Here is a 19,438-nt window from a genome sequence, read left to right as displayed (position 1 = left end):
CGAGATGACGTGGATGTGCCTCAGGGGGAACAGATGAACCGCCAGTACGCGGATCTCGTGGCGCCGTCGGCGCGGCGCCACCGCTCGCACGGCCCGCTCGTCCCGCTCGCCCCGGGCGGGCACCCGGCCCGCCCGGCTCCCGCGCAGGGCGCGCCCCGGGCGGGGGTCCTGAACATCCTGGTCGTCGAGAACGACCCACGGGCCTCCGACACCCTCCGGCAGGGTCTGGTCCGGCACGGGTACGCCACCCACGGCGCGACCACCGGCGCCCAGGCGCTGCGCGGGCACCGCGAGGCCGACCTGGTGCTGCTCGACCTCGACCTGCCCGACCTGGACGGTCTCGAGGTGTGCCGCGGCATCCGGGCGGTCAGCGATCTGCCGATCATCTCCGTCACCGCGCGCGGCTCGGAGCTCGACTGTGTGCTCTGCCTGCAGGCCGGCTCGGACGACTACCTCGTCAAGCCCTACGGGTTCCGGGAGTTACTGGCCCGGATGGAGGCGGTGCTGCGGCGGGCCCAGGTGCGGCCGACGGCCCAGCCGGCCGCCGGCCGGGTCGTCACCCACGGGCCGCTGCGGGTCGACCCGGGCGCCCGGACGGCCACCCTCGACGGACGGCCGCTGGACCTGACGCGCAAGGAGTTCGACCTCCTCCACCTGCTGGCCTCGCAGCCCAGCACGGTGGTCCCACGCCGCCAGATCATGGCTCAGGTGTGGGACGACGCGTGGTCCCCGCGCGGCCGCACGGTCGACACCCATGTCGGCACCCTGCGCGGCAAACTGGGCTCCAGTGCCTGGATCGTCACCGTCCGGGGGGTCGGTTTCCGGATCGGCTCCCCCTAGCGCTCCCGCGCGTTCCCCGAGGTCATGCCCCGTTCCCGCGTCCGGCGACGGAACCGCTTTCTGACAACTCCCGCCGCGGTACTGACCGTGGGCCGTGGATGCGGCTTACGATACAGACAAGTCTGTTGAATTCAGTGGGAGAGCGTAGGGATCTGGCATGGCTCAGCAAGAACGCGGCAAGCGGTCACGGCGGTCGATCCTGGAGGCGGCGGCCCAGGTCTTCGACGAGCGCGGTTACGACGCCGCCAGCACCAACGAGATCCTGGCCCGCACCGGACTCACCCGCGGTTCCCTCTACCATCACTTCCCCTCCAAGGAAGCCATCGCGCTGGCGCTGGTGCAGGCGCACGCCGAGGCCCTGGAAGTGCCCGAACGGCCGGTCAGGCTGCAGTCGGTGATCGACCTGACCCTGGAGTTCGCCCGGCGCCTCCAGCACGACGCGGTGCTGCGCGCGAGCGTGCGGCTGACCACGGAGCAGACCTCGTTCGACTGCCCGCCGCAGACCACCTACGAACAGTCCATGGAAACCATCCTGACGCTGCTGCAGGAGGCCGAGAAAGGGGACGAGATCCTCCCCGGGGTGGATGTGCGCGAGGTCGCCTCGCTCATCGTCGGCTCCTTCACCGGCCTGCAGATCATGTCCCAGGCCTACTCGGGCCGCGCCGACCTGCCCGAACGCACCAGCGTCTTCTGGAAGTTCCTGCTGCCCGGCCTCGCCACGCCCGGTCTGGTCGGCCGGCTGCGCACGACACCGCCGACGGACTGACTGGCCCTACCAACCGGTTCCCCGGCCGCCCCTCGGGGGCGGACCGGCGGCGGGTGCAGGGGTGTGCGGGTGCATAAATGCCCGGTGCACGGGGCCCGGGTGCGCGCCGGTGGTCCGGCGGCGGGTCAGATCCGGCGCTCCCCGCCCCGGTTGGGCCGGTCGCGGTCGAACAGCGGGCGCAGCAGCCGCCACAGCCGCTGGCTGATCTCGCCGTCCCACCAGCTCGGGTCGGTGTGCCCCAGGGTCTCGATGCCCGCGGCCATCACCACGGCCAGGTCCGCGAGATCCTCGGCCGGCTCCTCGGCCTCCTTGTGCGCCTCGGTGACCCGCTCGTGGACCGCGGCCAGCATGTCGTCGCGGAGCCGGGGCGGCCCGGCCGAGCCGTCCGCGGCCAGCTGCATGCCCGCCCGGACGATCTTCTCGGTGCGCATGGCCTCGCCGAGCGCGAACAGAAAGCGCTTCGGCGCGTCCGCCGCCGGACCCGAGAACGCTTGCTCGGTCAGCGCCTCGACCCGCTGCCGGGCCTCCTCGTAGACGGCGGCCGTCAGAGCCGTGGTGGAGGAGAAGTGGTGGTAGAGCGCCCCCCGGCTGACGCCGGCCCGGCGGCAGATGTTGACCAGCCCCGCGTCGGACAGCCGGCCGTCCGCGATGAGCTCGGCGGTGGCATGGAGGAGAGCCTGACGCGTCTGCTCGGATCGCGCCTGCATCAGGTCGTACCCGCCTTCCCTGCCAACAGTGTGCCCGGTGCGCGCTGCTCGTGGACACCGATGTCAATGATGGTGAGAATCATACAACCATGCCTGTTTCCTGGGAGGACCCCGGCATGGTCCTACCTCCGCACGATCTCCACAGAATCCGAACGTCCCAGGCGACAAGGGGGGTTGTCCGGAAACATGCGCGACGGGCGAAGGTCCGAGTTGATCCTCAATCAGACAGGTCTGTTTGTAACAGTGATCATATCCGGCCACTTGACACTGGTTTGACACTCCGCTGACAGAGCTGCGCAGGATTGTGGGAACCCTGAACCGCCGTGCGTTGAACGGCCCGGCGACCCTCGTGAGACTGGTGGCAGTTCCGCAAGGGTCAAGGATTCGGGGGATCCCAATGGAAGAGTTCGAGCGACTCACGGAGGACCATCGCAGCCGCGACTGCGGACGGCGCTGCGGACGGATCTGTGTCCGCTGTCTGGACCGGATCGACGGCGCCCTGCGCACCCTCCTCGACCTGTACCGGGAGAGCGACCAGGCGCTGGTGCCCGGCGGTCCGGTACTGCGCGAGCGGGTGAGCGGCAGCCGCGCCACCGTCGGCATCGTGCTCGACGAACGGGCCCTCGCGCTCAGGAGCCGGACCACCGAGGTGATGACGTTGTGGGCGCGGCTCGTCGTGGACGAGCGCGCCGGCACCCGGCCCGCCGACCGCCAGATGGGCGCCCTGGTGCGGTTCCTGCGCCGGCAGCTGCCCTGGCTCGCCGGGCACCCGGCGGGCCCGGACTTCGACGAGGAACTCGCAGAACTGCTCGGCGACCTCCGCGCCCTGCTCGGCCCCGGCCCGGTGCGCCGGTTCGCGCTCGGCCCGTGCACCCGGGCGGAGTGCGCCGGAACGCTCTACGGCGTACTGCCGGCGGACGGCGGCGACCGGGTGCCGAGCCACGTCACCTGCGACGACGGCCACGCGCTGCCACCGCGCCAGTGGCTGCTGGTCGCGGACCGGATACGGGAAGCGGCCTGACGGAGGCGGCCTGACGAAGGGAGGTGAACGGCATGACCGAGCCGACACGGCCGGCGGGCGGGGCGGCGAAGCCGCGCCGGGTGCCGACGGAGCTGGCGGCCCTCGCGATGGGCGTCACCCAGGCGACCATCCGCAAATGGGCCAGCCGCGGCAAGATCACCCGGCACGGCGGTCCGCGCCGCGCCGAGTACGACCTCGACGAACTGTTCGCACTGGCCCGCAGGGGCGAGACCTAACAGGCGGCGCGAGACCCTGTAATCGCCATGAATTCGAGTAGGCCTTCGCCGGCACGCGAATAAGCCTTCACGCGAAATTTACCGACCATCACCCGCAAGAAACCGGATCCGTGCGGGGATCCGGTGCGAAGCAGCCCCCGCGGCCCATCCCCCCGCCGCGGGGGCTGCTTTGGTTGCCTGACCATCAACTCGCTTCACTAAAAGGGAAGTTGACGCACCCGAACAGAGGTGTCACACTCTTTTCGGCGCCTCCATGCCCTGACGGCGGTGGCGCTTCACCCGGGCTCCTTTCTGGCGAGCCCGTGGCTTTCTTCTCGAAATCCGTGTCCCGTTCGGGGCGCGGATTTTTTGTTTCTCTCCCGCCCCGACTTGAGGAAGTGTGGTCGATGCCTGTTTCCACCTGGACACCCGTCGGTCAATGGACGGGTACGGTCACGCACGACGGCGAGGTCGACCAGTACACCGTCGCCTTCGCCCCGGACGGCTCGCTCTCGGTCACCACGCAGAAGAGCACCGGCACCGGCTCCTGGACCGTCACCGGCGACGACTCCGTGGAGTTCTCCCTGCGCGAGGACTTCAACCTCGACGTCACTCAGATCAGCCCCAACGGCCACCGGGCCGCGTACATACAGATCGACATCACCGCCCGGCACGAGGACGGTGCGCTCACCGGCGAGGGCAAGGCCGTCGTGCACGGCCCCGACGACGTCGTGATCTACGCGACGGACGCCCAGACCGAAGCGCGCCGGGTGTCATGACGGCCGAAGTCGCCCGGCTCACCGACGTGCTGAGCCTGCGGGACCTGGCCGGGCGCTATCTGGCGGGCCTCGACGAGGGCGGCTTCGACGAGACCTGGGCGCGTTCCCTGTTCACCGAGGACATCGAGATGACGTTCCCGGTGGGCAGCCACCAGGGCCTGGCCGGGGTGGCCGGCTTCACCACCGAGATCATGGCGCGCTGGGGCCGTACCCACCACCACGGCTCGGAGAGCCAGGTGGAGGTGGACGGCGACACGGCCCGGCTCAGCTGGAGCCTGATCGCCTCCCATGTCCACCACGGCTCACCGCTCCCCCCGGACCCCACCCAGTACTTCCAGCTCGGCGGCCGGTTCACCGGCACCGCCCGGCGCACCCCCGACGGCTGGCGCTTCGACCGGCTGCGGCTGCGGATCGTGTGGACCACCGGCGCCGTGCCCAGGGGAGTGACCCAGGTCGACCGAAAGACCCTCGACACCCGGGGAAACACGGTCACTTCAGCCACTTCAGCCACTTCAGCAGAGGAGAACCCGCCCATGCCCACCACGCTCACCGCGGACCAGCAGAAGGAACTGATCGAGAAGGTCTTCCACGAGGGCCTGGACCTGGGCGACCTGTCGGCCGCCGACCGCTACCTCACCGCCGACTTCCGCAACAACGGCAGCCACGACGACTCCATGCGCGGCCCGGAGGCGTTCAAGCACACCATCAGGATCCAGCAGTCCGCGTTCAGCGGGATCAAGTACGAGATCCTCGACTTCATCTCGATGGGCGACAAGGCCGCCATCCGCTGGGTCATGCACGGCAAGCACACCGGTCCCTTCATCGGCATCAAGCCGACCGGGCTCCAGGTGCAGCACCAGGCGATCATCTGGTTCCGCTTCGAGGGCGACAAGATCGCCGAGCGCTGGGGCATCGTCGACAACTTCTCGCTGCAGAAGTTCCTCCAGTCCGGCGGCAAGCCGGTCGGCCCGCTGACCCCGGCGGGCAAGCCCGCGGCCTGAGCCGCGCCCGGCCGTGCGCCCGGCCCCCGCTGACGGCGGCGGGGGCCGGGCGCACCTCCACGGAATCGAAGTGCCCGACGGAGCAAGGGACTTGAGACATGCCGATCGACAGGAAAGTCGCCCGCTTCAACCGGCGGTTCGCCAACCATCTCGTCGGGCCGCTGTTCAGCCGGCTGCCCGGGTTCGGGAAGGTCCACCACCGCGGCCGCAAGTCCGGCCGGGAGTTCGCCACGCCCGTCAAGCTGTTCCGGCGCGGCGCTGACATCGTCATCACGCTGCCGTACGGACCCGGCTCCGACTGGGTCAAGAACGTCCTGGCGGCGGGCGGCTGCGAGATCACCACACGGGGCCGCCGCATCCAGGTCGGCAACCCGGTCGTCTTCAGCGACGACGGTACGACGAGGATGCCCGCCCTGACCCGGCGGATCCTCTCCCGGGTCGAGGCCACCGAGTTCATCGCGCTGACCCCGGTCCCGGCGCCCGCGCAGGTACCGGCGGGCCGGACATGACCGCCGTCGGCCAGGTCACCCGCCCGCTGCGGGTGGCGCTGCTGGTCGGCTCGGCCCGCGACGGGCGGCTCGCGCCGGACGTCGCGGGCTGGTTCGCGCGGGTGACCGCGCGCCGGGACGACCTCGTCCTGGACGTCGTCGACGTCGCCGAGCACCCGCTGCCGGCGAGCCTCGACGCGGACGACCCCCGGGCGGCGGCGCTGCGGCCCCGGCTGGCCGGGGCGGAGGCGTACGTCGTGGTCGTACCGGAGTACAACCGCAGTGTCCCCGGTCCGCTGAAGACCCTCATCGACAGCTTTCAGTCGGAGTGGGAGGCCAAGCCGGTCGGGTTCGTCGGCTACGGGCTCGGCATGGCCGGCGGGGTGCGGGCGATCGAGCATCTGCGGCAGATCTTCGCGGAGTTCCACTGCGTGGGGATGAAGGACGTGGTGACGTTCCCGCGGGTGCTGGAGCACTACGACGCGGACGGCAACTTCCCGGCGGAGCCGGAGGGGGCCGAGGCCGCGGCCAAGCTGATGCTCGACCAGTTGCTCTGGTGGGCGGCCGCGTTGCGCGAGGCCAAGTCACTCCGTCCGTACAACGCCCCGTAAAGGGGCGCGGGGAACTGCGCGACCAGCCACGACGGCGCCGCAGCCGTCCGCTCCACCGTGCCCACCCACTGCGCGGCGAGTGCGGCGATCGGCTGTGGGCCGTCCACCGGTCCGTGGTGGCTGATCGCGCAGTTCCCCGCGCCCCCGAGGGGGCGCGTCACCTGACCCCCCTTTCGACAGGAGAACGTGATGGCAGCTGCTGCCGCACCCGATCCGCTCACCCCTCTACTCGTCGCCGTGCCCGTGGTGATCCTCGCCTGCCGGGCCGGGGCTCAGCTTCTCAAGCGGCTCGGGCAACCCCCGGTCGTCGGGGAGATCCTCGTCGGCATCCTGCTCGGCCCCTCGCTGCTGGGCTGGCTCTGGCCGGACGCGCAGGGCTGGCTGTTCCCCGCCTCGGCGCTGCCCTACATCGGCGTGCTCGGGAACATCGGGCTGCTCGTGTTCATGTTCCTCGTCGGGCTGGAGCTCGACCTCAAGTCCCTGCGCGGCAACAGCAGAACCGCCGTCGCCGTCTCGCAGGCCGGGATCGCGCTGCCGCTGGTGCTGGGCGTGCTGCTGGCGCTCGGCATGTACAGCCGGTTCGCCCCGGACGGCATCGGGAAGCTGCCGTTCGTGCTGTTCATCGCCGTGTCGATGAGCATCACCGCGTTCCCGGTGCTGGCCCGCATCCTGACCGACCGGGGCCTGTACCGGACCCGGGTCGGCGTGCTCGCGATGGCCAGCGCGGCGGTGGACGACGTCACCGCCTGGTGCCTGCTGGCCGCCGTCGTCGCGGTGACCAAGAGCGGCTCGCCCACGGACGCGCTGGTCACCGCGGGCTACGCGGTCGGCTTCGCGGCCGTGATGTTCGTGGTCGTACGACCGCTGCTCGCCCGGTGGGCGGCGCGGGCCGAGCGCCGGTACGCCGACGGTGTCGTGCTGGTCGTGCTGTTCGGCGGGCTGAGCCTGTCCGCGTACGCCACCGACCGGATCGGTGTGCACGCGCTGTTCGGCGCCTTCCTGTTCGGCGTGATCGCCCCGCGCGGCAGCCGGCGGATCGAGGTCGCCGCGGCCCGGATGCGGTCCTTCGCCGTGCCGGTGCTGCTGCCGCTGTTCTTCGTCAGCACCGGGCTCAAGACCGATGTGGGGCTGCTCGGCGGCAACGTCACCCAGTGGCTGTGGGCGGGCGCGGTGCTCGCCGTCGCCGTGGTCGGCAAGTGGGGCGGCGGCACCCTCGCGGCCCGGCTCTCCGGCCGTGACTGGCGGGACTCCATGTCGCTGGGCGCGCTGATGAACTGCCGCGGTCTGACCGAGCTGATCGTGCTCAACATCGGGCTGGGTCTCGGGGTCATCGGCCCCGAGCTGTTCACCGTCCTGGTGCTGATGGCCCTGCTCACCACCGCCATGACCACCCCCGCGCTGACCCGGATCCGCAAGGGGGCCGACGAGGAGCTGGGACAGGAACCGGCCGGAATCGGCCCGGACGAATCCGCTCTGCAGCCCGCGAGTACTCGCTGACCTGCGCCTTCGGGAGCGGCAGCGGCGTCAGCCCGGTTCCGGCGCATAGTTCAAGCCCTGATGGTTGGAATACTGCTAGTTGGAAGCTTGATAGATAAGCGGGTTGACGATACTCTCGCGGTACGACGACGCAGCAGTGAGGGAGAGAGCGATGAGCCAGGAATTCAAGAACCTCGACATGACGATGATGTTCGCGATCCACGACGCCCTGCGACGCGAACTGGAGCGGATCGCCCGGATCACCGCGCGGGTCGACGAGGACCCCCGGCACGTGCTGAGCACCGCGGTCGGCTGGGAGCTGTTCAAGAAGTTCCTGACCGTCCACCACACCTCCGAGGACGACATGGTCTGGCCGGTCATGGAGGCGGCCCTGGCCGGCAAGGACGCCGAACTGGCCCTGCTCGCCGACATGGAGGCCGAGCACGGCGTCATCGACCCGCTGCTCGCCGACATCGACGCGGCCCTCGCCGACCGCGACTCGGGCCTGGAGCGCCTGACCGGCCTGACCGACACCCTCTACACCCGGCTCGGCGGCCACCTCGACCACGAGGAGCGGGACGCCCTGGCACTGATGGACATCACGCTCTCCCAGGAGCAGTGGCAGGCCTTCAGCGCCGAACAGCGCACCCGGATCGGCGACGACTCCTCCCGCTACCTGCCCTGGCTGCTCGACGACATAGACGCCGCCAAGGTCGCGAACATCATCGGCAAGATGCCCGCACCGCTGCGCAACGCCTACGAGAACGACTGGCGCCAGGCCTACGAGGACCTCGGCATCTGGACCCCCAGGACCGCCTCCACCACCCGCTGACCGGATCCCGAGGGTTCCGCTCGACACCCCCCAACCCTGAGACAGACACGGAGACATCCCATGTCGCTGCAAGACCGCACTCAGGCCGTCCCCAAGGCCGCGGCTCCGCCGCAGCAGGACGGCAAGCTCGGACTCGCGTTACTCGTGATCGCCACGGCCCAGCTCATGCTCGTCCTCGACAACACGATCGTCGCCGTCGCCCTGCCGAGCATGCAGAACGCCCTGGGGCTGAGCGAGTCCAGCCTCGGCTGGATCGTCACCGCCTACGCGCTCGCCTTCGGCGGTCTGCTGCTGGCCGGCGGCCGCGCCGGTGACCTCTTCGGCCGCCGCCGGGTCTTCCGCACCGGCCTGATCCTGTTCACCGCCGCCTCGCTGCTCGGCGGCCTGGCCCAGAGCGGTGAACTCCTGATCGTGGCCCGGGTGATCCAGGGCGCGGGCGCCGCGATCGCCGCCCCCACCGCCCTGTCCCTGCTCGCCACCACCTTCCCCGCGGGCCCCGCCCGCAACAAGGCGCTCGGCGTCTACGGCGCGATGGGCGGCCTCGGCTCGGTCGTGGGCCTGCTGCTCGGCGGCGCGCTCACCGAGTACCTCAGCTGGCGCTGGGTGATGTTCGTGAACGTCCCGATCGCCCTGGCCGTCCTGTTCGGCACCAGCGTCCTCGTCGAGGGCGAACGCGAGCGCGGCAAGGTCGACGTGCCCGGCGCGCTCACCGCGACCCTCGGCTTCGGCTCGCTCGTCTACGCCATCAACCGCGCCGGCGACAAGGGCTTCGGCGACGGCGTCACCCTGATCGGCCTGGCTGTCGCACTCGTCCTGATCATCGCCTTCGTCGCCATCCAGCGCTCCAGCCGGGCGCCGATGATCCCGAGCGGCGTGCTGGCCGACAAGGGCCGGGTCGGCGCCAACCTGATCATGTTCCTGGTCGGCGCGGGCATGCTCGCCACCTTCTACTTCCTGACCCTCTACATGCAGATCGTCAAGGGCTACGCCCCGATGGTCACCGGCGTCGCCTACCTGCCCTTCGCCCTCGGCATGGGCATCGCGGCCGGCGGTCTCGGCCCGCAGCTGCTCGCCAAGATGCCCGAGCGCAACGTCGTCGCCCTCGGTCTGCTGATCGGCGTCGCGGGCATGGTCTGGTTCAGCTTCATCGAGCCCGGCCAGAACCCGTGGGCGGCCCTGCTGCCGGCCCAGCTGGTCGCCGGTCTCGGCCTCGGCATGGTCTTCGTGGCCGTCACCATCGTCAGTGTCCGCGGGGTCGCCCCGCAGGAGACCGGCGCGGCCTCCGGCCTGGTCAACACCGCCCAGCAGATCGGCGGCGCCATCGGCCTGGCCGCACTGGCGGCGGCGGCCACCGCCATCACCGACCACGAGCTGCCGGGCAGTGTCCCGCACGCCCTGACCACCGGCTACTCGTACGGGTTCCTGTTCGGCGGCGGCCTGTACCTGCTGGCCCTGATCGTGGCCCTGGTGACCCTGCCGGGCACGGCCCCCCAGCCCCACCAGGACGGCGAGCCCGCTCCCGCCGCCCTGTGACCCGGCCCCGGCGGCCCCGCCCTGTCCACCCGGGCGGGGCCGCCGGCACCCCGGCACCCTCATGCCGTCTCACCCCCCACGACTGTCAGGAGGCCGACATGACCGACCGCAGCGAAGGCCGGGCACAGCCGCGCTCCCTCGCCCTGTGGGAGCTGGCCGACCTGGTCACCCCCATGGCCGTGCGGGTGGCCGCCACCTACCGGGTCGCCGACCACATCGCCGCCGGCACCACCACCGCCGTCTCCATCGCCCAGGCCGAGCGGCTGCACGCCGAGTCCCTCGACCGGGTGCTGCGCCACCTGGTCACCGTCGGCGTCCTCACCCGCGCCGAGGACCGCGAGACCTACGGGCTCACCGAACTCGGCGAGCAGCTGCGCTCCGACCACCCCGGCGCCCAGGTCCGGCTGATCGACACCGAGGGCGCTATCGGCCGCGGCGACCTCAGCCTGGTGGACCTGCCGCACACCGTCCGCACCGGCGAGCCCGCCTACCCGGTCCGCTACCAGATCGCCTTCTGGGACGACCTGGACACCGACCGCGCGCTCGCCGAGTCCTTCGACGCGGTGATGGCCGACAACCTGTCCCGTGACGTCCCCTCGATCGCCGCCGCCTACGACTGGTCCGCGCGCGGCCACGTCTACGACGTCGGCGGCGGCAGCGGGGTGCTGCTCACCGGTCTGCTCGCCGCCCACCCGACGCTGCGCGGCACGGTCGTCGACCTGCCCGGCACGGCGGCCCGGGCCGAGGAGCACTTCCGGGCCGCCGGCCTGGACGGCCGCGCCGACGTCGTCCCCGGCAGCTTCTTCGAGGAACTGCCCGCGGGCGGCGGCGCCTACGTGCTCTCCTCCGTCCTGCACAACTGGACCGACAAGGAGGCCCTGCAGATCCTGCGGCACTGCGCCGACGCCGTCGCCGAGGACGGGCGGGTGCTCGTCGTCGAGGAGACCGGCGACGGCACCGAGACCGGCATGGACCTGCGGATGATGGCCTACTTCGGCGGCGTCGAACGCTCCCTGGACGAGCTGGGGCAACTCGCCGCGCAGGCCGGTCTCGCGGTGGCCGGGGTGTACCGGGCGAGCGGCCAGGCGTCCGCCGTCCGCTCCCTGATCGAACTGGTACGCGACGATCGAGCGCACTGACCCCTCCGTGCCGCCGGGCCGTCCCGGGCGTTCCCCGGGGCGGTGCAGCGGGCCGAACAGCGTGCGAGCAGGTGCATATACTCGGGAAGGAGGTGCTGTCTTGCGGAGTTCAGGCGATTCTGGTGGTGCGCGAGGTCCGGTGACCCGGACCGAGGAGACCGCGGAGATCCCCGGAGTCCTCCCGGATGCGCTCACCGGCTTCATCGGCTACCTCCTGCGCCGGGTCTACGCGCAGTTCGCCGCCAGCGGCGACGGCGGCGACAGCGACTCCCGCGACTTCCTGGTCCTCGACGCGCTCACCGGCCACGACTGGGAGTCCCAGCTCGATCTCGCGGAGCGGCTCGGCATCAACCGCACCATCATGGTCGGCGTCATCGACCGGCTGGAGGACCGCGACGAGGTCCGCCGCACCCGCAACCCCGACAACCGGCGCCAGTACGTGCTCTCCCTGACCGACCGGGGACGGGAGGCCGTGGAGGCCAGGCGGCGGGCGGTCGCCGAGCGGGACGCCCGGCTCACCGCCGTACTGACCGCCGGGGAGACCGCCCGGCTCGACGAACTGCTCGCCCGGCTGCTGCCGGAGTCCGCGCAGCCGCTCGTGCAGGGCACCGAGTACCTGGTCGCGCAGGCCCATCACCGGCTGCGCAAGCACGGCGACGACAAGCTGGCCGGCACCGGGCTCAGGGTGCGCCACTACGGCCCGCTGTCCGCTCTCGACGTCCTCGGGGCCATCTCCCAGCAGCGGCTCGCCGAGCTGCTCGCCATCACCGGGCCGGCCGCCTCCCAACTGGTCGACGAACTCGTCAAGCTGGGCCTGGTGCGCCGCGGCCGCGATCCGCACGACCGGCGCCGGTACGCCCTGGAGGTGACCGAACTCGGCCGCGAGCAGCTCGCCGTGGTGGCCCGGGCCGTCGCGGAGCTCGCCGGGGACGTCTCCGCCATGCTCGGCCCCGGCGGCGAGCAGGACCTGCGCGAGCTGCTGCTGAAACTCCTCGCCCCGACCCATTCCGGACCCGCATTCTCCGAGAACGCCAAGTCATCTGTTTCCGCCAGGGGTTGACCCTCTGGCCAAAGGCTGTCACGCTTTATCCAGCGGCTGCCCCGCGCCTTTTTCCAGGTCCTTCAAAGACCCCTTCCAGGCTCTTCTCTCCAGGCTCTTCGTAACGTTTCCAGGCTCTTCGAAGCGCCCTTCCGAATCTTTCCGGAAGGGCCACGAGGGGCCTTTTTTCATGCGGATTTCCCGCTCCATGCGGAATTCCCGTTGCGCACCGCCCCTCGACGAAGGAGACAGTCATGGTCGCGCAGAAGACCGACGGCTCGCCCGAACCGGCGCGCATACCCGAGGACATGACCTACGACGTCATCATCCTCGGCTCGGGCCTCGCCGGCTCCGTCACCGGCACCATCCTCGCCAAGCACGGCGCCAAGGTGCTACTGGTCGACGCGGCCGCACACCCGCGCTTCGCCATCGGCGAGTCCATGACCCCGCAGCTCGTGGAATGGATCCACATCCTCTCCGAGCGCCACGACATCCCCGAGCTGAAGAGCCTGTCCAGTGTCCAGGCCTCCACCCGCGACATCGGTCCGACCTTCGGGACCAAGGCGCACTTCGGCTTCATGAAACACGAGGTCGGAAAAGAGCCCGACCCGCGTGAGGCCACCCAGCTCGCCCTGCCGAAGATATTCCACCAGAACAGCCACATGTTCCGGCAGGACAGCGACGCCTTCATGTTCCACGTGGCGATCAAATACGGCTGCACCCCCCGGCAGAACTGGCGCGCCACCGAAGTCGATTTCGACGACGACGGTGTCACCGTCACCGGAAAGAGCGCCGCCCCGGGTGCCGCGCCCGAGCTGTACCGGGGCAGGTACCTGGTGGACGCCTCCGGTTTCCGCTCGCCGCTCGCCGACAAGTTCGACCTGCGCGACAAGCCCACCGCCCGCTTCAAGCACCACTCCCGCTCGATGTTCACGCACTACGTCGGCATCAAGCGGTTCGACGACGTCAGCGGCCACCCGCAGGACCTGCGGCCGCCGGCCGACTGGCACACCGGCACCATGCACCACCTCATCGAGCGCGGCTGGTTCTGGATCATCCCGTTCGACAACCACCCCGACTCCCGCAACCCGCTGTGCAGCATCGGCCTGACCATGGACGAGCGCACCTACCCCAAGCCCAAGGACCTCACCCCGGAGCAGGAGTTCCAGCTCTTCCTCGACAAGTACCCGGCGGTCAGGCGCCAGTTCGACGGCGCCACCCGGGTCCGCGAGTGGATCTCCACCGACCGGCTGCAGTACTCCTCGAAGCAGACCATCGGCGACCGCTGGTGCCTGATGTCCCACGCGGCCGGCTTCCTGGACCCGCTGTTCTCCCGCGGCCTGTCCAACACCATGGAGGTCGTCGACGCCCTGACCTCCCGGCTGATCCCCGCCCTCAAGGACGGCGACTTCTCCGCCGAGCGCTTCGCCTACGTCGAGCAGGTCGAGCAGGGGCTGCTCCAGTACAACGACGACCTGGTCAACAGCTCCTTCATCGCCTTCTCCCACTTCCGGCTGTGGAACGCGGTCTTCCGGGTCTGGGGCTCCTTCATCACCCCCGGCACCATGCGGCTCACCCGGGCCCGCCTCAAGCACTTCAAGGACCGCGACGTCCGGCACTTCGACGAGCTGGAGCGGGTGCCCTACCCGGGCCTGTGGTGGCCGCAGAGCGACTCGTTCAAGAGGATCCTGGAGGCCACCGCCGAGACCTGCGAGAAGTACGAGGCGGGCGCGCTCAGCGGTGACGAGGCCGCCGACATCGTCTTCGGGCTGCTGAAGGAGTCCCCGGTCGTCAATCCGGTCTTCGGCTGGAAGGACGAGGAGCGGCGCTTCATCTACCCGTCCGTGGCGACGATGGCCCGCTTCCTGTACTGGGCCTCGGTCCAGGCCCCGCCCGAGATGAACAGCGTCGGCCGCGAGTTCCTGCTCGGCATCGTCAAGGCCGGGGCGAAGGTCCGCAAACTTCTCTGACCCGCGCGGCACCCCCCTCGACCCACACCCCAGAAAGGGATGCGCATGTCCGCAGCAGCGCGGTCGCTGACCCGCGCCCAGGAGACCCGGACCGCCGAGCAGCCCCGGACCGCCGAGCAGCCCCGGCCCGTCGAGCCGACGAGTCTGCGCCGCGTGTGCGGCCTGTTCACGACCGGCGTCACGGTCATCACCACCGGCCCCGACGGCGACGCGGACGGCACCACCGTCAACTCGTTCACGTCCGTCTCGCTGGAACCCCCGCTGGTGCTGTTCTGTCTGCACCAGCAGTCCCGGCTGCACACGCTCCTGGAGCAGAGCGGCGGGTTCACCGTCAACTTCCTGTCCGGGCGCCAGCAACCGCTGGCCCGGCACTTCGCCGGCCGCCGGTCCACCGCCTTCGAGGGGGTTCCGCACCACTTCACCGAGGACGGGCTGCCCGTGCTCAGCGAGGCCCTCGCCTACCTGACCTGCACCACGGTCGACATCCACACGGCCGGCGACCACGACATCGTCATCGGCGAGGTGGTGGACCTGGGCGTGCCCGAGCACGGACTGGAGCCGCTGGTCTTCTTCGACGGCTCGCTCGCCCCGCTGCGGTCGGGCACGGACCGCTTCCACCACTCCGAACAGGCGTCCTGACATGCGCCGGGTGCTCATCGCCAACCGTGGCGAGATAGCCGTGCGTGTCGCCCGGGCCTGCCGGGACGCCGGGATCGCCGGCGTCGCCGTCTACGCGGACCCCGACCGGGACGCCCTGCACGTCCGGGTCGCCGACGCGGCCTACGCCCTGGGCGGTGACACTCCGGCCACCAGCTACCTGGACATCGACAAGGTCCTGCGGGCCGCCCGGGAGACCGGCGCGGACGCCGTCCACCCCGGCTACGGCTTCCTCTCCGAGAACGCCGAGTTCGCCCAGGCCGTCCTGGACGCGGGCCTGACCTGGATCGGTCCGCCGCCGCAGGCCATCCGCGACCTCGGAGACAAGGTGGCCGCCCGGCACATCGCCCAGCGGGCCGGCGCCCCGCTGGTCGCCGGTACCCCGGACCCGGTCTCGGGCGCCGACGAGGTCGTGGCGTTCGCCGAGGAACACGGCCTGCCGATCGCCATCAAGGCCGCCTTCGGCGGCGGCGGGCGCGGACTGAAGGTCGCCCGGACGCTGGAGGAGGTGCCGGAGCTCTATGAGTCGGCGGTGCGGGAGGCGGTGGCCGCCTTCGGACGCGGGGAGTGCTTCGTGGAGCGCTACCTGGACCGGCCGCGGCACGTGGAGACCCAGTGCCTCGCGGACCGGTACGGCCACGTGGTCGTCGTATCGACGCGTGACTGCTCGCTGCAGCGTCGGCACCAGAAGCTGGTGGAGGAGGCTCCGGCGCCGTTCCTGACGGCGGAACAGACCGCCGAGCTGTACCGCGCATCCAAGGCGATCCTGCGGGAGGCCGGGTATGTCGGCGCGGGGACCTGCGAGTTCCTCGTCGGGCAGGACGGCACGGTCTCCTTCCTGGAGGTCAACACCCGCCTCCAGGTCGAGCACCCGGTGACCGAGGAGGTCGCCGGCATCGACCTGGTCCGCGAGATGTTCCGGATCGCCGACGGCGCGGAGCTCGGCTACGACGACCCCGAACTGCGCGGTCATTCCTTCGAGTTCCGGATCAACGGCGAGGACCCGGGCCGCGGGTTCCTGCCCGCCCCGGGCACGGTCACCCGTTTCGACCCGCCGACGGGTCCGGGCGTACGGCTGGACGCGGGTGTGGAGGCGGGCAGCGTGATCGGTCCCGCCTGGGACTCGCTGCTGGCCAAGCTGATCGTGACCGGCCGGACCCGCGAGGAGGCCCTTCAGCGGGCCGCCCGCGCCCTGGACGAGTTCCAGGTCGAGGGCATGGCCACGGCGATCCCGTTCCACCGGGCCGTGGTCAGGGACCCGGCGTTCGCCCCGCAGGACGGCCCGTTCACCGTCCACACCCGGTGGATCGAGACCGGGTTCGACAACCGGATCGAGCCCTTCTCCGCGCCCGCCCCCGACGCCGGGACGGCCGAGAGCGCTCGCGAGACCGTGGTCGTCGAGGTCGGCGGACACCGGCTGGAGGTCTCGCTGCCGGCGGTGCTCGGACGGGTCCCGGACCGGGTGCCGAGCCTGGCCGGGGCGGCGGCGCCCCGGGCCCGCCGCCGTACCGCGTCCGGCTCCGCGCCGGCCGCGTCCGGGGACACGCTCACCTCGCCGATGCAGGGCACCGTCGTCAAGGTCGCCGTCGCCGACGGGCAGACCGTCGAGAAGGGCGACTTGGTCGTCGTCATCGAGGCCATGAAGATGGAGCAGCCGCTCACCGCGCACCGCTCCGGCACCGTGACCGGGATCGCCGCCGAGGTGGGACAGGCCCTCGCCGCGGGTGCGGCCGTGTGCGACATCAAGGACTGAGACACCGACCGAACACCGACTTGACCGAGGACTGGTCGACTTGGCACACCTCACCTACACCGACGCCATGAACGGAGCACTGGAGCGGCTGAGCTCCGTGGGGTACGAGCACGGGCGCAGCTTCGTCAACCACGCCCCGATGGCCGCCGAGGCCCTGGCCCACATGGGATACGCCGACGAGGTGCCCGGCTGGGTGGAGGGGCACCTGCGCAGCCACACCTTCCACGACGTGCCCGAGCGGCGGTTCACCATCGACCCGGCGGACGAGGCCGACTGGCGGCAGGCGCTCGGCGACTTCGGCCGGGTCGCCGACTGGACGGCCCTGTTCGAACGGGAGCTGGCCGAGGGCGAGTGGACCGACGTCCTGGCCCGCTGGTGGCCCCGGCTGCTGCCCGGCATGTCCGGGGTGCTCACGCACGGGGTCATCCGCACCGCGCACGCGGTCCGTGCCGTGGTGACCGCGAGCCCCGACCACCGGATGCAACTGGCCGAACTGGCCCAGGGACTGGGCTACTGGGCGGCCCGTCACTCCGAGGGCGGAGTCGTCGTCGAGGAGCGCCCGGGCGAGGACGGCGGCGGTGATGCCGCGGGGGCCCTGGACGAACTCGTCGCCGAGTTCTCCGGGATCTACGCCACGCTCTCCCTGAACCATCCGATCCCGCTGATCCACTCGGTCACCGGGCCCGCCGCCGTACGCCTGGTGGTGGATCACCTCCCCGAGGCGCAGCGGTGGCCGTCGTACCGGGTCGCGCGGGCCGTCAGCCGCACGATGCTCGACTGGTTCCACGCCGTGCCCCGGCCCTCGGCCCCGCTGCCGGACGCCCCCGACGTGGCCGGTCTCTTCGCCGAGGCCGTGGGGATCGGCGACGAGCACGCCATCAAACTCGCCGAAGTGGCCGTACGGCACGAGGCCCGGGCGCCCGATCCGCGGCACGCGGCGGCCGCGCAGGTGGCGAACCGGGCCATCGGGCGCCTCCTGCACCGCTGACAGATCGTCTTCGACGGTCCCGCAGACCGGACCGTACGGACCGTTACCCGTTCCCGAGGAGTGTCATGGACGCACAAGTCATCGTCGTGGGCGCCGGGCCGGCCGGCATGATGCTCGCGGGCGAGCTACGGCTCGCGGGCGCCGACGTCATCGTTCTGGAGAAGCTGCCCGCGCGCACCGGAGAGTCGCGCGGCCTCGGCTTCACCGCCCGCACCATGGAGGTCTTCGACCAGCGCGGACTGCTGCCCCGCTTCGGGGACATCGAGGTCAGCAACGTGGGCCACTTCGGCGGCCTGCCGGTCGACTTCGGTGTCCTCGACGGTGCCCACCAGGCTGCCAAAACGATCCCTCAGTCGGTCACCGAGACCGTCCTGGAGGAGTGGGCCGCCCGGCTCGGCGCGGACATCCGGCGCCGGCACGAGGTGCTGTCCGTCAAGGAGAAGGAGGACAGCGTCGAGGTCGAGGTGCGCGGCCCCGAGGGCGTGCACCGGCTGCGCGCCGAGTACCTGGTGGGCTGCGACGGCGGCCGGTCCACCATCCGCAAGGCCGCCGGCTTCGACTTCCCGGGCACGCCGTCGACGCTGGAGATGTACCTCGCCGACGTGCGCGGTATCGAGCTCGAGCCCCGGATGATCGGGGAGACCCTGCCCGGCGGCATGGTCATGGTCGGCCCGCTGCCCGGCGGCATCACCCGGCTGATCATCTGCGAGCGCGGCACCCCGCCGCAGCGCCGGGACAAGCCGCCCACCTGGGCGGAGGCCGCGGCGGCCTGGCAGCGGCTGACCGGCGACGACATCTCGCACGCCGAGGCGGTGTGGGTCTCGTCCTTCGGCGACGGGACGCGCCTGGTCACCGAGTACCGGCGCGGCCGGATCCTGCTCGCCGGGGACTCCGCGCACATCCATCTGCCGGCCGGCGGCCAGGGCATGAACACCAGCATCCAGGACGCCGTGAACCTGGGCTGGAAGCTGGGCGCGGTGGTGCGCGGCCGGGCGCCCGAGGCACTGCTCGACACGTACCACGACGAACGGCACCCGGTCGGGCAGCGGCTGATGATGAACACCCGGGCCCAGGGCCTGCTGTTCCTGTCCGGGCCCGAGGTGCAGCCGCTGCGCGACGTGCTGAACGAGCTGATCCGCTATCCCGAGGTCAGCAAGCACCTGGCGGCGATGGTCTCCGGCCTGGAGATCCACTACGACCTCGACGGGGGCGCGGGCGCGCTGCTGGGCCGACGGCTGCCGAACGTGCCGCTGGCCGGCCACAAGAGGGTGGCCTCCAGCACGGAGGCGCTGCGCTCCGGGCGGGGCGTCCTGCTCGACCTCGCCGACAACGCGCGGCTGCGGGAACGTGCCTGGGCCTGGCGGGACCGGGTGGACGTGGTGACGGCGGTGGCGGAGCTGCCGGCCGACAGCCCGCTCGCGGGGACCACGGCCGTGCTGGTGCGGCCCGACGGTTACGTGGCCTGGGTGGCGCCGGGCAGTCACGCGGATCTGCCGATGGCTCTTGAGCGGTGGTTCGGGCCTGTGCGGTGAGGCCGTGCCGCGTTTTGTCGTCGTGCGGCTGCCCCGCCGTCGTGGCTGGTCGCGCAGTTCCCCGCGCCCCTATCGGGCGCTTTCCCTTGAG

20 protein-coding genes are annotated in these 19,438 nt (G+C 71.4%); 18 read left to right on the top strand and 2 right to left on the bottom strand.

What is annotated here, in order from left to right:
* The first annotated feature begins 33 nt into the window (after positions 1-33).
* Positions 34-840 carry a response regulator transcription factor gene (locus ACWDGI_RS06200; RefSeq protein ID WP_450755850.1) on the top strand — a complete coding sequence of 269 codons (807 nt, stop codon included), beginning with the start codon at positions 34-36 and terminating at the stop codon, positions 838-840.
* A gap of 157 nt (positions 841-997) precedes the next feature.
* The gene (locus ACWDGI_RS06195; protein ID WP_450755848.1) at positions 998-1,606 is read left to right on the top strand and encodes a ScbR family autoregulator-binding transcription factor; all 609 of its coding nucleotides are present in this window, start codon (positions 998-1,000) and stop codon (positions 1,604-1,606) included.
* 125 nt (positions 1,607-1,731) lie between these two features.
* On the opposite strand, the gene ACWDGI_RS06190 is transcribed toward ACWDGI_RS06195, so the two are convergent.
* Positions 1,732-2,313, bottom strand: a complete 582-nt coding sequence (locus tag ACWDGI_RS06190) for a TetR family transcriptional regulator (protein WP_450755846.1) — start codon at positions 2,311-2,313, stop codon at positions 1,732-1,734.
* 397 nt (positions 2,314-2,710) lie between these two features.
* Here ACWDGI_RS06190 and ACWDGI_RS06185 point away from each other — a divergent pair, with 397 nt between their 5' ends.
* The 11 genes from ACWDGI_RS06185 to ACWDGI_RS06135 all read left to right on the top strand — a co-directional run bounded on the left by ACWDGI_RS06185 (position 2,711) and on the right by ACWDGI_RS06135 (position 12,468).
* Positions 2,711-3,334 (top strand): OvmZ protein, encoded by a 624-nt coding sequence (locus tag ACWDGI_RS06185; RefSeq protein ID WP_450755844.1) that lies wholly within the window; start codon positions 2,711-2,713, stop codon positions 3,332-3,334.
* Between the two features lie 32 nt (positions 3,335-3,366).
* A complete protein-coding gene (locus tag ACWDGI_RS06180) occupies positions 3,367-3,570 on the top strand; it encodes a hypothetical protein (RefSeq protein ID WP_450755842.1) in 204 nt (67 codons plus the stop codon).
* A gap of 386 nt (positions 3,571-3,956) precedes the next feature.
* A complete protein-coding gene (locus tag ACWDGI_RS06175) occupies positions 3,957-4,328 on the top strand; it encodes a dehydrogenase (protein WP_450755840.1) in 372 nt (123 codons plus the stop codon).
* Positions 4,325-5,329 carry an ester cyclase gene (locus ACWDGI_RS06170; RefSeq protein WP_450755838.1) on the top strand — a complete coding sequence of 335 codons (1,005 nt, stop codon included), beginning with the start codon at positions 4,325-4,327 and terminating at the stop codon, positions 5,327-5,329. Before ACWDGI_RS06175 ends, ACWDGI_RS06170 begins: the two co-directional genes overlap by 4 nt.
* A 98-nt stretch (positions 5,330-5,427) precedes the next feature.
* On the top strand, positions 5,428-5,838 hold the full coding sequence (locus ACWDGI_RS06165) for a nitroreductase family deazaflavin-dependent oxidoreductase (RefSeq protein ID WP_450755836.1): 411 nt from the start codon (positions 5,428-5,430) through the stop codon (positions 5,836-5,838).
* Complete coding sequence (locus tag ACWDGI_RS06160; RefSeq protein ID WP_450755834.1) at positions 5,835-6,428, top strand: NADPH-dependent FMN reductase; 594 nt, start codon at positions 5,835-5,837, stop codon at positions 6,426-6,428. Before ACWDGI_RS06165 ends, ACWDGI_RS06160 begins: the two co-directional genes overlap by 4 nt.
* Positions 6,429-6,617: 189 nt before the next feature.
* On the top strand, positions 6,618-7,925 hold the full coding sequence (locus ACWDGI_RS06155; protein ID WP_450755832.1) for a cation:proton antiporter: 1,308 nt from the start codon (positions 6,618-6,620) through the stop codon (positions 7,923-7,925).
* A gap of 151 nt (positions 7,926-8,076) precedes the next feature.
* Entirely contained in the window at positions 8,077-8,736 is a 660-nt protein-coding gene (locus ACWDGI_RS06150) for a hemerythrin domain-containing protein (RefSeq protein ID WP_450755830.1), read from the top strand.
* Between the two features lie 60 nt (positions 8,737-8,796).
* Positions 8,797-10,269 (top strand): MFS transporter, encoded by a 1,473-nt coding sequence (locus ACWDGI_RS06145; RefSeq protein WP_450755828.1) that lies wholly within the window; start codon positions 8,797-8,799, stop codon positions 10,267-10,269.
* A gap of 98 nt (positions 10,270-10,367) precedes the next feature.
* Positions 10,368-11,408 (top strand): methyltransferase, encoded by a 1,041-nt coding sequence (locus tag ACWDGI_RS06140; protein ID WP_450755826.1) that lies wholly within the window; start codon positions 10,368-10,370, stop codon positions 11,406-11,408.
* A 139-nt stretch (positions 11,409-11,547) separates the two neighbouring features.
* Positions 11,548-12,468, top strand: coding sequence for a MarR family winged helix-turn-helix transcriptional regulator (locus ACWDGI_RS06135; protein WP_450755824.1), 921 nt, complete (start codon positions 11,548-11,550; stop codon positions 12,466-12,468).
* A gap of 18 nt (positions 12,469-12,486) precedes the next feature.
* Here ACWDGI_RS06135 and ACWDGI_RS06130 read toward each other — a convergent pair whose 3' ends face one another.
* Positions 12,487-12,657, bottom strand: coding sequence for a hypothetical protein (locus tag ACWDGI_RS06130; RefSeq protein ID WP_450755822.1), 171 nt, complete (start codon positions 12,655-12,657; stop codon positions 12,487-12,489).
* A gap of 44 nt (positions 12,658-12,701) precedes the next feature.
* Here ACWDGI_RS06130 and ACWDGI_RS06125 point away from each other — a divergent pair, with 44 nt between their 5' ends.
* The 5 genes from ACWDGI_RS06125 (at position 12,702) to ACWDGI_RS06105 (ending at position 19,347) form a co-directional block, all read left to right on the top strand.
* Positions 12,702-14,417, top strand: coding sequence for an NAD(P)/FAD-dependent oxidoreductase (locus ACWDGI_RS06125; protein WP_450755820.1), 1,716 nt, complete (start codon positions 12,702-12,704; stop codon positions 14,415-14,417).
* Positions 14,418-14,462: 45 nt separating this feature from the next.
* Positions 14,463-15,056, top strand: a complete 594-nt coding sequence (locus ACWDGI_RS06120) for a flavin reductase family protein (protein WP_450755819.1) — start codon at positions 14,463-14,465, stop codon at positions 15,054-15,056.
* Position 15,057: 1 nt separating this feature from the next.
* Positions 15,058-16,827 (top strand): acetyl/propionyl/methylcrotonyl-CoA carboxylase subunit alpha, encoded by a 1,770-nt coding sequence (locus ACWDGI_RS06115; RefSeq protein ID WP_450755817.1) that lies wholly within the window; start codon positions 15,058-15,060, stop codon positions 16,825-16,827.
* 40 nt (positions 16,828-16,867) lie between these two features.
* Positions 16,868-17,815, top strand: coding sequence for a hypothetical protein (locus tag ACWDGI_RS06110; protein WP_450755815.1), 948 nt, complete (start codon positions 16,868-16,870; stop codon positions 17,813-17,815).
* Between the two features lie 65 nt (positions 17,816-17,880).
* Entirely contained in the window at positions 17,881-19,347 is a 1,467-nt protein-coding gene (locus ACWDGI_RS06105) for an FAD-dependent monooxygenase (RefSeq protein ID WP_450755813.1), read from the top strand.
* The last annotated feature ends 91 nt before the right edge of the window (positions 19,348-19,438 follow it).

The organism is Streptomyces sp. NPDC001220, from assembly GCF_053597895.1.
The sequence above is the reverse complement of the archived record's forward strand: the minus strand, read 5'-3'. Positions and strand labels throughout refer to the sequence as shown.